Genomic DNA, 14185 nt, shown 5'->3' with positions numbered 1-14185 from the left:
TATTTACAATTATACCTAAATGAGTTCGTTTACAAGCTTAATAGACGGTATTTTGAAGAAAAATTATTCGACAGGCTAGTGATAGCAAGCATTACAGGGTTATGACTAATAACGGACAATCAAATTAAAATTTTAGGTATCTCAACCTCCAACCCGCAACCCGCAACTTGAAACTTCTATTTATTTATCCTGCATCGCAAAAACCCTCTTTAACAAGTCAGAACTTCTGGCACTCAAATTCGTACGAATTCCTTTTTCCTCAACAGCCACCATTTTAAATACTCCCTCCATGGCTTTTGTAGTCGTATAATCCGTTAAATCAGGATTTACTTTTTTCACTAATGGAATGGAATTATATTTCGTAATAATATTCTCCCAAACCTTATCGGCACCTACTTTACTAAACGAATTTTTAATTACCGGATTAAATTTTGAATACAACGCCGTAGAAGTCGAATTTTGTAAATAGGAAGTCGCCGCCGTTTGATTGCCCATCAAAATATTCTTCGCATCGTTAAAGGTCATTTGTTTAACGGCATCTACAAAAATCGGAGTGGCTTCTTTTACTGCATCTTCTGCTGCACGGTTCAATACTTTCAATCCTTCATCTGCCAAACTCGATAAACCCATCGCTCGTAATCTGGAATCCACCATTTTTAACTCATCCGGAAGCAAAATTTTCACTGCTTCATTTCTATAAAAACCGTCCATTTTCGTCAATTTCGAAACTTGCTTGTCTATTCCATTGTTCAAGGCTTCCTTCAACCCGTTCGCAATATCAGCATTTCCAAGCATACCGCCGGTTTGAGGAAGTTGAGCGGCAATTTGTTGCATTTCGGCACAACCAAAAAATGTTAAGGCACATAAAAGTAAAATTGTTTTTTTCATACTGGATATTATTTAATCTTTCAAATGTATGCAATTACTATGCCTTTTTCTGAGTTGTGATATTAAGTTTATGCTTAAATTTTCTCGCAGAGACGCAAAGTCGCAAAGCCACAAAGTAATAAAATAAGGTTCTACACTTTGCGTCTCTGCGGCTTTGCGAGAAACTATCAATAAAAATCCGTCCAATCCGCGTTTAGCTTCAGCTAATCCGTCCAATCCGCGTTCCAATTAAGAGTTCCCAAAAGCTTCGTGCCTTCCCAACTTCGTGGCAAAACCCAAACAAATAATTCCTCCAATTTTTAGAATCTGTGTTCAAAAAACAGAAAACAGAAAACCGACAACAGAAAACAAAAAAACCGCTATTATTTTTTATTAATTCCGTAAATTGCACCCTCAAAAACATCATTTTTTTATCAATGGAACAAGCAACTCCTTATATTCCTAAAAATAAAGTAAGAATTGTAACAGCCGCATCCCTTTTTGACGGACACGATGCTGCCATCAACATCATGCGACGCATCATTCAAGCAACCGGTGTAGAAGTGATTCACCTTGGCCACGACAGAAGTGTAGAAGAAGTCGTAAACACAGCCATTCAAGAAGATGCCAATGCAATTGCCATGACATCTTACCAAGGTGGTCACAACGAATATTTCAAATACATGCTCGATTTGCTCAAAGAAAAAGGAGCCGGTCACATCAAAATATTTGGCGGTGGAGGAGGTGTAATCCTTCCTGAAGAAATCAAAGATTTACATGATTACGGCATCACTCGCATTTATTCTCCCGATGACGGCCGTGCAATGGGTTTACAAGGAATGATTAACGATTTGGTTCAACAAGCCGATTTCCCGATTGGCGACAATTTGAATGGTGAAGCGAATCACTTGGAAGAAAAAAATCCAAGAGCCATTGCCAGAGTGATTTCTGCTGCTGAAAATTTTCCGGATATTGCTAAAGAAACGCTCGATTCGATTCATAAAAAAAATGAAACCTCCAAGATTCCTGTTCTTGGAATCACCGGAACCGGTGGAGCAGGAAAATCATCGTTAGTGGACGAATTAGTGCGTCGTTTTTTAATCGATTTCCCTGAAAAAACAATCGGATTAATTTCCGTTGACCCTTCCAAAAGAAAAACGGGCGGAGCATTGTTGGGCGACAGAATCCGAATGAATGCCATCAATAACCCTCGCGTTTACATGCGTTCGTTGGCCACTCGTCAGTCGAATTTAGCCTTATCAAAATATGTTGCCGAAGCGATTCAAGTCCTAAAAGCAGCCAAATACGACATCATTATTTTGGAAACCTCCGGAATTGGTCAAAGCGATACCGAAATTTTAGAACATTCTGATGTTTCATTATATGTGATGACACCTGAATTCGGTGCCGCAACCCAATTGGAAAAAATCGATATGTTGGATTTTGCCGATTTAGTGGCTATCAACAAATTCGACAAAAGAGGTTCGCTCGATGCTCTTCGCGATGTGAAAAAACAATACCAACGAAATCATAATTTGTGGGATGCAGATTTAGATTCATTACCGGTTTTCGGTACGATTGCTTCCCAATTCAATGATCCGGGAATGAACACACTGTATAAAAAAGTGATGGACAAAATCGTGGAAAAAACCGGAGCCGATTTACAATCGACATTCGAAATCACACGAGAAATGAGCGAGAAAATCTTCGTGATTCCGCCACACCGAACGCGTTATCTTTCTGAGATTTCAGAAAATAATCGCAAGTACGACGAAACGGTTTTATCGCAAGTGGAAGTCGCTCAAAAATTATACGGAATTTACAAAACCATCGAATCCGTTGGTCACATCAATACATTAGGGTTAACGAAGTACGGTTTGAATGAAGAGCAATTACAAGCCGCTCAATCTTCTGCCAATCAAGAATTTTTAGGTTTATTAACCAAAGAATTCGATCGTGTCAAAATGAACCTTGACCCATTCAATTGGGAAATCATTTTAACCTGGGACGAAAAAGTAAACAAATATAAAAACCCAATTTATTCGTTCAAAGTTCGCGATAAAGAAATTAAAATTCAAACGCACACCGAATCACTTTCGCATTCGCAAATACCAAAAGTAGCGTTGCCAAAGTACCAAGCGTGGGGCGATATTTTAAAATGGAATTTACAAGAAAACGTTCCCGGAGAGTTTCCATTTGCATCCGGATTGTATCCGTTTAAACGAGAAGGTGAAGATCCATCTCGAATGTTTGCCGGAGAAGGCGGACCGGAGCGAACCAACAAACGTTTTCACTACGTGAGTGCAGGTTTACCCGCCAAACGTTTGTCAACGGCGTTTGACTCGGTTACCTTATACGGAAATGACCCTGATTTACGTCCGGATATTTATGGGAAAATTGGAAATGCCGGAGTTTCCATTTGCTGTTTGGATGATGCCAAAAAGTTGTATTCCGGTTTTGATTTGAGTCATCCGATGACTTCGGTGAGTATGACCATTAACGGTCCGGCTCCGATGTTGTTGGGCTTTTTCATGAATGCCGCCATTGACCAAAATTGTGAAAAATACATTTTGGAAAACAATTTACAAGACGAGGTGGAAGAGAAAATCAACGAGATTTATAAGAAAAAAGGTTTCGAAAGACCTCGTTATAACGGTGAACTTCCCAAAGGAAACAACGGTTTAGGATTAATGTTATTGGGCGTAACCGGCGACCAAGTGTTACCGCAAGACGTGTACCAAGACATCAAAATCAAAACCTTAGCACAAGTTCGTGGAACGGTGCAAGCCGATATTTTAAAAGAAGATCAAGCCCAAAATACTTGTATTTTCTCCACCGAATTCGCTTTGCGATTGATGGGCGACGTGCAGGAATATTTCATTCAAAAGAATGTGCGTAACTTCTATTCGGTTTCCATTTCGGGGTATCACATTGCGGAAGCAGGAGCAAACCCGATTACGCAATTGGCGTTTACGCTGGCGAATGGTTTCACTTACGTGGAATATTATTTGAGCCGTGGCATGAACATTAACGATTTCGGACCGAATTTATCCTTCTTTTTCTCCAACGGAATCGATCCGGAATATGCCGTGATTGGTCGTGTGGCAAGAAAAATTTGGGCAAAAGCTTTAAAAAATAAATACGGAGCCAACGAAAGAGCTCAGATGTTGAAATACCATATTCAAACCTCGGGACGTTCGTTGCATGCTCAGGAAATTGATTTCAATGACATCCGTACGACCTTACAAGCGTTGTATGCCATTTACGACAACTGTAATTCGTTGCACACGAATGCGTATGACGAAGCTATTACCACACCAACTGAAGAATCGGTGCGTCGTGCGATGGCGATTCAGTTGATTATCAACAAAGAATTAGGTTTAGCCAAAAGCGAAAACCCGATTCAAGGTTCGTTCATCATTGAAGAATTAACCGATTTGGTAGAAGAAGCCGTTTTACAGGAATTCGACCGCATCACTGAGCGTGGTGGTGTGTTGGGTGCGATGGAAACCATGTACCAACGTTCTAAAATTCAAGAAGAATCACTGTATTATGAAACCTTGAAGCACACGGGTGAATTCCCGATTATTGGGGTGAATACATTTTTGAGTTCAAAAGGTTCGCCAACGGTGATTCCGGCGGAAGTAATTCGTGCTACCGAAGAAGAAAAACAATTCCAGATTAAAACCTTGGAAACCTTACATCAACTGCACGCCGAAAAGGTAAAAGAGCAATTGAACAGCTTGCAGGAAGCCGCCATCAAAAACCAAAATCTTTTTGAACGCTTGATGGAAGCCACCAAATATTGCTCGTTAGGACAAATTACGAGTGCGTTGTTTGAAGTGGGTGGGCAGTATAGAAGGAATATGTAATTTAACTTTATTTGATTTAAAAGGATGATAGGAGTTGTCCTTTTTTTGTGGAGATGTTTTGATGATTATGTTTCTGAGTATAAGCGTGACGCCCGCACTAGTGGGTTTGTTCAGGCTTTGTCGAACTAGTTTATGCGGTACTAAAATTGTTAAAAAAAAAAGGATGCAAATCTAATTAAATTTAATTAACAAAAAAATAATAGTTATTAACAAAATATACAGACTCATTATATGTATATTTGCATTATAAACGTTATTAAAAAACAAAGTCATGAGTATTATTTTAGAGGAACTGAAAAGATATTTTCAAGATACACCTCAAGAAAAAATTTTGAGTGACTGGGCGGAACTAGAAAAGTATGACCAAGTAGGACCGACAATTCAAGAATTCAAGAAAGTCACCCGATATTTTTTTGATTACGATAATTATATTTTATCGAAAAATTGGAAAAATTGTAATATCTTAGTAAACCCGAAGTTTAACCTTCGGGTTTCTTTTTAAATAAAAATTTATGAGTCAAAGAGCAACATTTCAATTAGATAATTTTATTTTCAATGATGTGAAATTATCATTTAACGATGCAAAACCTAAAAATGTAAATGTAGATTTTCTGCCTGAAGGTGTTTTTCACCAATCAGAGAAAACTTTTGATTTAACTTTAATCTTTTTCGCTTTCGAGGGTAAAGACAGGGAAGATTCTTTTATTAAAATAAGCTGTATTGGAACATTCTCTTTTGAAAACGTTGAAGTGGTGGCTGACATTCCACCTTTTTTCTATAGAAATGCCATAGCAATATTGTTTCCTTATATTAGAGCGTTTATATCATCCTTAACAGCACAAGCCAATATTACACCGATGATTCTGCCGACATATAATTTAGGCGAACTTGAGGCTCCATTAAGGGATAAAACAATTACAGTATAATATTTTGGGACGTAAAGTCATAGTCTTTCAGACACTAAAAAGTAAAGGTACCCCCGAAGATATCGAAAGGGATGGTCCATTTATTTGTAGATGGGAAAACTCATGGATGGGTACTGGATATTATTTCTGGGAAACATTTCTTGTTAACGCTCATTGGTGGGGTAAGGCACATTTGAATGGGAATTATATTATTTGTGAAGCAGAATATATTTTTGATGATGAAAAAATATTTGATTTATCAGGAGGTAACCCACAGCATAGTGCAGATTTTGATGAATATTCAAGTTATTTAAAAAGACAAGGTTTTATAAAGGACAAAGTGACTACGGTTTCAAAAGTTTTCCAATTTTTAAGAACTCACATTAAGGGATTTAATTACGAGGCTACAAGAGCATATGGCGTAAACTCAATTGGAGAAAAATTACACCCAGAACATATATATAGAATGCCTTTTGAACTTCAGTTGGGTGCATATTTAGACTTGAGACCAGCGATTCAAATATGTTTTTATACAAAAACAGCTCTAAATCTGACTAATTACAGACTAATTTACCCGGACGAATTTATTGATCAATACGTTTTCTAAATTGTATAAAATGCTTTAATTTCAGATTTTGGAATAGGATAGCAGTTAATTTGTTTATGTTCTCAATATTTATTTAATTGAGTATTTAACTCCATGTATTAATAAGCTTAATTTTATTTTTCACTAAAATGCTAAAAATTCCCCGCTAGTAGGAGCTTCTAGCTCGTACACCCGTTTTTTAGTTATCCTTATTAAGGCTTAATTCTCTTTTTCAAAGGTAGAAAATAGTTGATTATGTTTGTGGGTACGAGCGAGACGCTCGCACTAGCGGGGTGGCTATTATCGGCAGTTTTTTAGTTGAAATCTTTTTGCAATTTGGTTGTAATCTTATTAAATATGAGCTCGTTTTCTTTTAATTTGTCATCTCTTAAACACATAAAATCGTTTGATTTATTGATAACATTTTTATCATCATTAATATAAGAATATTCCGCACTCAATTTTCCATTTATCTCATGCATATTATCTAAAATATTTTCAAAATTTTTATGGTCACTTTCTTTGAAATAGATTTTCAGTTCGACTACATTTCTTCTTAATTCGTTTAAATGTGGAAAAATGTATTTGTCAATTTCTTTTGATGTCATTTTTCTTTCCAATATATCATAAATTGGAATGTCCTTCCACATTTGGGCAGTTGAAGCGTAATTTGAAAAGAAAGAATTTATCGATTCAAGTTTTTTCTGTTGAAATAAACTGTGATTAATTTCAGTTTTTTTAGAACTTAAGTCAATAGAGCTTTTTATTAAAAATCCAATACCAAATAATAATAATGTTGTCTGACTCCAATAAGTAGTGAAAATCTCTTCTATTGTCATTGTTGTTCAAAATTGTTGGTATACTAGTAAATATATTCAGTTTTTACATATTAGATTGAGCATATAGATACAAAAACGCATAGATATTCTCAATAACTAATTGAGTTTTATTCCACTAAAATACTAAAAATTCCCCCACTTTAATATTTTCTCAAAAAAATTGGTAAAACAAAACCCCTCCATCAAGCTATAAAACTTAACAAAGGGGTTATATATACAAAGTAAGAACGTTAACCAATAAACCTACACAAACAAATTTGCATTTGGTTCTTTAATCGAATTCACCATCGTGATAATCGGTTCCGAAGACAAAAACTCTAAAAGCTCTGCGTTAAAGGCTTCCGGTTGTTTCTTTTTTAATAAGTGAACAGTGATAGAATTTGTATGAAAAAATTATTTTTTTATAATTTTGTTTTTAAGTACGGAAAATTTACGTACATTTGTAATGTAATATTTCACTGCCAAATGAAATTAAGTATATCAAAGTAAATTATCTAAATCAAACTATCTAAATCTAATTATCTAAATCAAATTATCTAAATCAAATTATCTAAATCAAATATCTAAATCAAATATCTAAATCAAATATCTAAATCAAATAAATCTAAAGTTATGGCAGTAATATCAAATGACAGAATTGATATTCGTATCAATTCCTCACAAAAGGAGTTAATTAAGTATGCGGCTGAACTTCGGGGTTTCAAGAGCGTGTCTGAATTTGTGGTTTATTGTGTAAATACTGAAGCAACTAAAATAATTAGTGAAAACAGTAAAATTTTAAATACAATTGAGGATAAAAAAATATTTTTAGATGCAATTTTGAATCCTCCAAAGGCAAACAGTGAACTTAAGGAAGCTCAATTAAAATATAAAAATTTTATAGAAGCCAATGAGTCTAATAATAGAAAAATTAAGTAAAAATCACAATAAAAGCGATTTTGATTGTGAAAATGAGCTTTTGAATAATTATATTCGTAAGCAAGCAAAGCAAGACGTAAATAGAGATTTATCTGCTTGTTATATTTTAAATGATCGTATTGATAAAAGAGTATTAGGTTATTACACACTTTCCGGCAACTCGATTGATAGGAACGAGTTTCCAAATGAATTGATTCAAAAAATGCCTCCATCATATTATTATCTACCAACTATTTTATTGGGGAGATTAGCCATTGATAAAAACGAAAAAGGCAAAGGATTTGGCAGTATTTTATTAATGGACGCCTTAAAAAGATGTGTGGAAATTTCAGACTCATTAGGAGTATTAGCCGTAGTCGTAGATCCATATGATGAAAAAGCGATAAGTTTTTATAAAAAGTATGGATTCATTTTAATACCTAGCAATAATAAAATGTTCATACCAATCAAAACCATTCAAGATTTTTCATAAGAAAGTTAAATTGTATTGAGGTTTTTTGAATGATAAATAAAATTCCTAAAACATTTCATTAAGAAAAATTTTAGGAATTTTTTTTGGTATAAATTTATCTAAAATGATATAAAAAAGCAACTAAACGTTTGAATAAATCTGTTTTAAAAATGATACGATTTGATACGATAATATTCGGTTATGATACGAAAGTGTCAAAAAAAGTTTTATATCCTTTAATTAAAACTTAAAAAATAGCATCTCACAATTAAACTAGTATGTGAATTACTACTTTTGTGTAAAATTTCAAAATGGATTCACTCAGTCAAATCGTTCTTGGTGCCGCAGTGGGCAATCAAGTGTTGGGCAAAAAGATTGGCAACAAAGCTATTCTTTACGGTGCCATTGTGGGAACCATTCCCGATTTGGATGTGGTGTACGGAAAGTTTTTAGATCCGCTTACGGCAACCGATATTCACCGTGGGTTTAGTCATTCGGTGGTGTTTTTTTTGTTGCTGTCGCCCATTTTAGGCTGGATTTTACAAAAACTGGAACATAAAAATAATGTCCATTTCAAAGAAGCGACGGTGTTTGCTTATTTGGGTTTGCAAACACATGCGTTGTTGGATTGGTTTACCACGTGGGGAACGCAATTGCTTTGGCCGTTGGAAACCCGGTTTTCATTGCAGTCCATTTTTGTGATTGATCCGTTGTATACCTTGCCGTTTTTGTTTTTTCTAATTCTTTCGATGAAGAAAAAGAAAGACAATCCCAAACGACTTTTTTGGAACAAAACCGGATTAATCGTGAGTACTTCGTATTTGCTTTTCACGCTTTTTGTGCAATCAATCGTCACAAATAAATTTGAAAAGCAATTGAACGAAAAACAAATTTCCTACCAAGAAATTGTGGTTAAACCATCACCATTCAACATTATTTTATGGACGACCAATGTAAAAGTTGAGAAGGGCTATTTGATTGGCGATTATTCTTTTTTTGACACCCAACCGATTCAATTTCAATTCATTCCTATGCAAAAAGAATGGATAGCTCCGATAGAAGAAGAGCCTGTTATTCAGCAATTAAAACGCATTTCGGAAGGATGGTATTGCATTACAAAAAAGGAAAACCAATTACTTTTTAATGATTTGCGATTTGGGGTGATGAATACGGATTCAACCGATTTTCAATTTTCATTCAGCTATGCCATCAAAGAACAAAACGGTTTGTATACCGCAAGTGAGTTGCCAAATAAAAACCGTGCTCAAGCGGAAAAGTTGTTAAAAAAACTTTGGGTGAGGATGTGGGGGAATTAACTTAATTCTATTTATTGAAAAATCCTTACTTTAACTATTCTAGTATTGGTTAAAAAATCTTCTTTTTTTAATTCTACACTATCGTTTTCATATAGCAAATCTTCATTTCCTTTGTAACTTTTGTTGTCTAGTATAAACTGAATTTTACTATCTTTTGACTGTATGATAAATCTATTACTAATATAAGTGTACCAGATGTAATAATTTGGATGAGAATTGATGAAGTCAGAAAGTGTTGACTCAACGCCAATATTTTTATTAGTCTTAAACTTTTTATTGCTAATAATGATTTCGTTTACAATGGTGTTGTAATTATTTTGCTTTATATCATATTGAAATCCAATTTGGAATAATTCTTCATTTTTATCAAAAACTTTTACAATTGGTTCTTCAATCCCATCTTCAACAATTTCAACAGAATCTACCATTTTATAGTTTCCTAATTTATCAGAAATTGTTTCTCCAACAGATAAATCAAGCACTCCTTTTTCATTTATGATGAATTTCTCATTTTTACAAGAAACTAGGATTGAGAAAAAGAGTAAGAATGTAATAGTTTTTAATTTATTCATAACATAATTTTACTGCATAAACCGCACCTCAATAATTTTTCCATCAGTAATCGTATATACCGCAATCGCATAAATTTTGGGTTCCGATTTCATAACGACCACTTCTTCGTGGTCGATGACTTTATTGTTTAACACGATTCGGTTAACTAGTTTGCAATGCAAATCAGGTAATCGGCTAAACATGGAAGCATATTCTTCTCTCATTTTTGCTTTTCCTTCGTACAAAAGCTGATCGGGAAAAGCATAGACTTTTACGTTTTCGCTATACGGTTTCAAAAAGGCTTCGATGTCACGTTTGTTGTAAGCATCTAATTGTTCTTGTACTAATGCAGTGGCTTCTTTTTCGATAGCCAATTTTTCTTGGGCAATACAGCAAGAAATATTGAAAAATGCGAGAGCAATCAAAAGTAAATTTTTCATATTCATGGTTTAATTAGTTTTTTGTTTCCTTTTCATCACTGTTAAACTTCCGAACAATCTCCTTCAACTTCTCTTTTCTCGCCATTTCCTTTTCTTTTTTTTTTGCTTGCTCTTTGTGCAATTTGTCGTTGTGTATTTTAATGTTTTTCGGATTATTTCTGCCCATGACTCACTCCTTTTACATTCATTTTCAAACCGTACACGGCATCCATCGCCGTGATGAATAAGAGGTCGTTATTTTTTCCGCCAAAGCAAACATTAGCCGTCCATTTTTCAGGAACCGGAATGTGTGCAACCGGGAAGCCATTTTTATTAAAAACAGATACGCCGTTTCCGGTTAAGTAAACATTCCCTTGGTTATCAATTGTCATTCCGTCCGAACCCATTTCACAAAACAATCGTCGATTTGCCAGCGTAGCATCGGGTTGAATGTCATACACATAGGTTTTGCTGTCGTTGATATCGGCCACATACAATTTTTTTCCATCGGGCGTTCCAATGATACCGTTGGGTTGCACCAGCTTGTCATCTACAACAGTGATTTTTTTCCGATCCGGTGAAAGATAATACACATGCTTGCCCGTTCTTTTGCTGATGGAATCTCTTTCCCAATAGTTTCGAACATACAAAGGGTCGGTAAAATAAATACCGTTCTTGGCATCAATCCACAAATCATTCGGACCATTATGGGCGTTGACTTTGTCCTCATAAATCACTTTGTGTTTCCCTTTTTTGTCAAATTGCCAAAGTTGATTATCCATATCGGCACACGCGATGAGGTTTCCTTTTTTGTCAAAATACAAACCGTTTGAACGGCCTGAATCATCAGTAAACACAAAAGTTTTGCCACTTTCTTCATCCCAACGTATGATTTTGTTATTAGGCTGGTCGGTAAAAAATACATTTCCGTTTTTATCTGAAATTGGGCCTTCCGTAAAAATATAACCGTCTGCCAAAAGTTCAAGTTTTTTATCAGTGGCCACTAAATTCTTCGAATCCGTAATTTGAGCGAATTGTATTCCGTAAACCAAAAGAAATAGAAATAATAGTCTAGTTTTCATCTTTCATTAATTTATCAATTTTAACGTAACCAATTTCCAGAACATCATCTTGATTGGATTCGGATTTAGAAATTTTTAATCTGAATTTTTCTTTAAATTGAGCGGATAAAATATCTTCAATTTCATAAATATCATCTACATCTACACCGTATTTGTCATCAATATGAGAGGTGGCTCCTTTAAAACCGCAATGTTTGTAGAACGAAGTGGCTTTGGCTTTTTTGATGGCTTCCGCTTTGTTTTGAGCTACGGTGAGCACTTTATAATGGTACTCTTCAAACTCATTTTCTTTGTAACCACCTAAATTGATGAAAAATAATTTTTCGGTATTGTGAATGTTTTTCTCGCGTGAAACAACTTCAATTGTATAATCCTCAACACAAGTCACTTTTCGCCACGCATCAAGGTGAATTTTTCCTTTTGCTTCCGGCCAAAAGGCTTTCATATCGGGAACTAATGCTTTTAAACTTTGTCCGATTCCAAAAAAAATATCGTGTTGTTCGGTTATTCTTTCCGGGGGAGTAGCTCCCAACATGACCATAAAAAGGGTTTGATTTTCTTCCATTTTTCAAAAGTAAGAAAAATAAAATTAGGGCAAATCACTCAAAAAAGATAACTTTGGCATGAGTATTGGATAGAACAAACTATCATTAATCATTAAAAAATAGACGTATGAAAAAATTTACATTCATTTTAGTGTTAATCGGGATGATAACATTACAAAGTTGCGAAGGACCAGAAGGACCTCCGGGAAGAGACGGTTTTACCGTTGAAGCAGAAGTTATCGAAGTAGGAAACGTTAATTTTACTCCGCAAAATAATTTTGAGTTTCAAATCTTTTTAAATCCACCCATCTTACCGGCTGATAAAATTTTAATTTACCGATTAATCGATGTGGATGGAGGTCAAGATGTTTGGAAATTATGTCCTGAATATGTGTTTTTTGATGACGGTACATTAAGTCATGCTTACAATTATGATTTTACACGTTCAGATGTGCTTTTTTATATGGAAGGATTTGATTTAGCCGGACTTTCTCCAGCGGTTCGCACCAATCAAATTTTTAGAGTGGTCATCATTCCGGGCTATGGTTCGAACTTTAGAATGGATTTCAACAACTACGACCAAGTGATGTCAATGTTAGGACTTTCAGAAGCGGATGTAAAGCCGATTGAAGAACGTAAATAAATTCTGAATAAATTTAAAATAAATTTTAAAAGGTCTTTTCGAAGACCTTTTTTTGTGCGTATAATTTACCTAATTTCGCAACACTTTAAAAATGCAATTATGGATTTTCTATTTATTATTCTTGGGTTGGGTCTTTTAGTTTTAGGTGGTGATTGGTTGCTCAAAGCAGCTGTTGGAATGTCGTTACGTTTGAATATTTCGAAGATTATTATCGGTATGACGGTAGTTTCGTCAGCTACCTCTGCACCAGAATTAATAGTGAGTTTAAAATCAGCTTTGGATGGATTTCCGGATATTGCACTCGGTAATGTTATAGGCTCAAATATTGCCAATATTGGTTTTATACTAGGTTTAGTAATGATTATAAGTGAGATGAAAGTTGATCAGTCATTTTATAAAACAGATTGGCCTGTAATGTTAATGGCTTCAGGGTTATTGTTCGGAATTTTACTTTATGATGGCGAAATAGGTAGGTTTGAAGGTGTTGTACTTTTATTATCTTTAGTTGGATTTATCATATACTTAATTAAGTATCAAAATATTTCACCAAACAGCATTGACCTTCCAGACGAGATTCAAATGAAAATTCCTCTCATATTATGGTTTTTAGCAATTGGTTGTGGTGCTCTTTATTTTGGTTCTGAATTGTTAATTAAAGGAGCTGTTAATGTTGCAGAACAATTTGGGGTTTCCGACCGGGTAATTGGAGTAACCGTTGTTGCAGTTGGAACTAGTATTCCTGAATTAGCAGCATCACTCATTGCTGCCATCAAAAAAGAAAGTTCCATTTCAATTGGAAATATCATTGGTTCAAATATTTTTAACATTCTTGGTGTTTTAGGGCTTACAGCCATTATTCATCCTATAAAACTTGTCGATACAAGAATAATTACTTTTGATATCTATTGGATGTTAGGTTTTGCATTTATTCTATTACCATTAGTGTTAATGCCAAAAAAGGGATTTTTAGACCGAAAAGCCGGTATTCTTCTTCTTTTATCTTATATCTTATTTGTCTATCTCACATTCGCATAATTGTAGGAGCTAATCCGGCTATCCGCTAAATCCCGATAGATTCTGTGTTGATTTCCAAAATAAAATCTAAATTTTTATTAGTTTTGTTTTTCAAGACAGTCTCTGAACTAGTCTCTATAGCGTGTTTAAACCATTTGTGTTTGCACGCTATTTTT

16 protein-coding genes and 1 pseudogene are annotated in these 14185 nt (G+C 34.7%); 10 read left to right on the top strand and 7 right to left on the bottom strand.

The window, feature by feature from the left end; genetic code table 11:
• Positions 1-105, top strand: a pseudogene (locus tag ACIQ0M_RS14260) (IS1595 family transposase); the annotation flags it as partial.
• Positions 106-180: 75 nt separating this feature from the next.
• Here ACIQ0M_RS14260 and ACIQ0M_RS14255 read toward each other — a convergent pair.
• Entirely contained in the window at positions 181-888 is a 708-nt protein-coding gene (locus ACIQ0M_RS14255) for a DUF4197 domain-containing protein (protein ID WP_396153404.1), read from the bottom strand.
• 416 nt (positions 889-1304) lie between these two features.
• On the opposite strand from ACIQ0M_RS14255, the gene ACIQ0M_RS14250 reads away from it, so the two are divergent.
• The 4 genes from ACIQ0M_RS14250 to ACIQ0M_RS14235 all read left to right on the top strand — a co-directional run bounded on the left by ACIQ0M_RS14250 (position 1305) and on the right by ACIQ0M_RS14235 (position 6251).
• On the top strand, positions 1305-4739 hold the full coding sequence (locus tag ACIQ0M_RS14250; RefSeq protein WP_396153402.1) for a methylmalonyl-CoA mutase family protein: 3435 nt from the start codon (positions 1305-1307) through the stop codon (positions 4737-4739).
• A gap of 271 nt (positions 4740-5010) precedes the next feature.
• Entirely contained in the window at positions 5011-5241 is a 231-nt protein-coding gene (locus tag ACIQ0M_RS14245; protein ID WP_396153400.1) for a hypothetical protein, read from the top strand.
• Between the two features lie 10 nt (positions 5242-5251).
• Positions 5252-5665: a hypothetical protein gene (locus ACIQ0M_RS14240; protein WP_396153398.1), complete on the top strand. Its 414-nt coding sequence runs from the start codon at positions 5252-5254 to the stop codon at positions 5663-5665.
• 106 nt (positions 5666-5771) lie between these two features.
• Complete coding sequence (locus tag ACIQ0M_RS14235; protein ID WP_396153396.1) at positions 5772-6251, top strand: hypothetical protein; 480 nt, start codon at positions 5772-5774, stop codon at positions 6249-6251.
• Between the two features lie 293 nt (positions 6252-6544).
• Here the strand turns inward: ACIQ0M_RS14235 and ACIQ0M_RS14230 are convergent, their stop codons facing one another.
• Positions 6545-7069, bottom strand: coding sequence for a hypothetical protein (locus tag ACIQ0M_RS14230; protein ID WP_396153394.1), 525 nt, complete (start codon positions 7067-7069; stop codon positions 6545-6547).
• Between the two features lie 612 nt (positions 7070-7681).
• Here ACIQ0M_RS14230 and ACIQ0M_RS14225 point away from each other — a divergent pair.
• The 3 genes from ACIQ0M_RS14225 (at position 7682) to ACIQ0M_RS14215 (ending at position 9754) form a co-directional block, all read left to right on the top strand.
• Positions 7682-7987: a DUF1778 domain-containing protein gene (locus tag ACIQ0M_RS14225; protein WP_396153392.1), complete on the top strand. Its 306-nt coding sequence runs from the start codon at positions 7682-7684 to the stop codon at positions 7985-7987.
• Positions 7959-8459 (top strand): GNAT family N-acetyltransferase, encoded by a 501-nt coding sequence (locus tag ACIQ0M_RS14220; RefSeq protein WP_396153390.1) that lies wholly within the window; start codon positions 7959-7961, stop codon positions 8457-8459. The genes ACIQ0M_RS14225 and ACIQ0M_RS14220 overlap by 29 nt, the downstream gene beginning before the upstream one ends.
• Positions 8460-8749: 290 nt before the next feature.
• Positions 8750-9754, top strand: a complete 1005-nt coding sequence (locus tag ACIQ0M_RS14215) for a metal-dependent hydrolase (RefSeq protein WP_396153388.1) — start codon at positions 8750-8752, stop codon at positions 9752-9754.
• An 11-nt stretch (positions 9755-9765) separates the two neighbouring features.
• Here the strand turns inward: ACIQ0M_RS14215 and ACIQ0M_RS14210 are convergent, their stop codons facing one another.
• The 5 genes from ACIQ0M_RS14210 to ACIQ0M_RS14190 are packed head-to-tail and all read right to left on the bottom strand — an operon-like array spanning position 9766 to position 12372.
• Complete coding sequence (locus tag ACIQ0M_RS14210) at positions 9766-10326, bottom strand: hypothetical protein (protein WP_396153385.1); 561 nt, start codon at positions 10324-10326, stop codon at positions 9766-9768.
• Between the two features lie 9 nt (positions 10327-10335).
• Entirely contained in the window at positions 10336-10746 is a 411-nt protein-coding gene (locus tag ACIQ0M_RS14205; RefSeq protein WP_396153383.1) for a nuclear transport factor 2 family protein, read from the bottom strand.
• A 13-nt stretch (positions 10747-10759) separates the two neighbouring features.
• Positions 10760-10912, bottom strand: coding sequence for a hypothetical protein (locus ACIQ0M_RS14200; RefSeq protein WP_396153381.1), 153 nt, complete (start codon positions 10910-10912; stop codon positions 10760-10762).
• Complete coding sequence (locus ACIQ0M_RS14195) at positions 10899-11807, bottom strand: SMP-30/gluconolactonase/LRE family protein (protein WP_396153379.1); 909 nt, start codon at positions 11805-11807, stop codon at positions 10899-10901. Before ACIQ0M_RS14195 ends, ACIQ0M_RS14200 begins: the two co-directional genes overlap by 14 nt.
• Positions 11797-12372, bottom strand: a complete 576-nt coding sequence (locus tag ACIQ0M_RS14190) for a DUF1543 domain-containing protein (protein WP_396153377.1) — start codon at positions 12370-12372, stop codon at positions 11797-11799. The genes ACIQ0M_RS14195 and ACIQ0M_RS14190 overlap by 11 nt, the downstream gene beginning before the upstream one ends.
• Before the next feature lie 107 nt (positions 12373-12479).
• On the opposite strand from ACIQ0M_RS14190, the gene ACIQ0M_RS14185 reads away from it, so the two are divergent.
• Positions 12480-12995, top strand: coding sequence for a hypothetical protein (locus ACIQ0M_RS14185; RefSeq protein ID WP_396153375.1), 516 nt, complete (start codon positions 12480-12482; stop codon positions 12993-12995).
• A gap of 99 nt (positions 12996-13094) precedes the next feature.
• A complete protein-coding gene (locus ACIQ0M_RS14180) occupies positions 13095-14030 on the top strand; it encodes a calcium/sodium antiporter (protein ID WP_396153373.1) in 936 nt (311 codons plus the stop codon).
• Positions 14031-14185 lie beyond the last annotated feature (155 nt).

Origin of the sequence: Flavobacterium sp., assembly GCF_044339515.1 — a bacterium.
GTDB lineage: Bacteria > Bacteroidota > Bacteroidia > Flavobacteriales > Flavobacteriaceae > Flavobacterium.
This window is presented reverse-complemented; position numbering and strand designations above follow the sequence as displayed.

Excerpts from the sequence above, each read along its gene's own strand:
- ACIQ0M_RS14255 (WP_396153404.1), bottom strand. The coding sequence starts at position 888 with ATGAAAAAAACAATTTTACTTTTATGTGCCTTAACATTTTTTGGTTGT.
- ACIQ0M_RS14250 (WP_396153402.1), top strand. The coding sequence starts at position 1,305 with ATGGAACAAGCAACTCCTTATATTCCTAAAAATAAAGTAAGAATTGTA.
- ACIQ0M_RS14245 (WP_396153400.1), top strand. The coding sequence starts at position 5,011 with ATGAGTATTATTTTAGAGGAACTGAAAAGATATTTTCAAGATACACCT.
- ACIQ0M_RS14240 (WP_396153398.1), top strand. The coding sequence starts at position 5,252 with ATGAGTCAAAGAGCAACATTTCAATTAGATAATTTTATTTTCAATGAT.
- ACIQ0M_RS14235 (WP_396153396.1), top strand. The coding sequence starts at position 5,772 with ATGGGTACTGGATATTATTTCTGGGAAACATTTCTTGTTAACGCTCAT.
- ACIQ0M_RS14230 (WP_396153394.1), bottom strand. The coding sequence starts at position 7,069 with ATGACAATAGAAGAGATTTTCACTACTTATTGGAGTCAGACAACATTA.
- ACIQ0M_RS14225 (WP_396153392.1), top strand. The coding sequence starts at position 7,682 with ATGGCAGTAATATCAAATGACAGAATTGATATTCGTATCAATTCCTCA.
- ACIQ0M_RS14220 (WP_396153390.1), top strand. The coding sequence starts at position 7,959 with ATGAGTCTAATAATAGAAAAATTAAGTAAAAATCACAATAAAAGCGAT.
- ACIQ0M_RS14215 (WP_396153388.1), top strand. The coding sequence starts at position 8,750 with ATGGATTCACTCAGTCAAATCGTTCTTGGTGCCGCAGTGGGCAATCAA.
- ACIQ0M_RS14210 (WP_396153385.1), bottom strand. The coding sequence starts at position 10,326 with ATGAATAAATTAAAAACTATTACATTCTTACTCTTTTTCTCAATCCTA.
- ACIQ0M_RS14205 (WP_396153383.1), bottom strand. The coding sequence starts at position 10,746 with ATGAAAAATTTACTTTTGATTGCTCTCGCATTTTTCAATATTTCTTGC.
- ACIQ0M_RS14200 (WP_396153381.1), bottom strand. The coding sequence starts at position 10,912 with ATGGGCAGAAATAATCCGAAAAACATTAAAATACACAACGACAAATTG.
- ACIQ0M_RS14195 (WP_396153379.1), bottom strand. The coding sequence starts at position 11,807 with ATGAAAACTAGACTATTATTTCTATTTCTTTTGGTTTACGGAATACAA.
- ACIQ0M_RS14190 (WP_396153377.1), bottom strand. The coding sequence starts at position 12,372 with ATGGAAGAAAATCAAACCCTTTTTATGGTCATGTTGGGAGCTACTCCC.
- ACIQ0M_RS14185 (WP_396153375.1), top strand. The coding sequence starts at position 12,480 with ATGAAAAAATTTACATTCATTTTAGTGTTAATCGGGATGATAACATTA.
- ACIQ0M_RS14180 (WP_396153373.1), top strand. The coding sequence starts at position 13,095 with ATGGATTTTCTATTTATTATTCTTGGGTTGGGTCTTTTAGTTTTAGGT.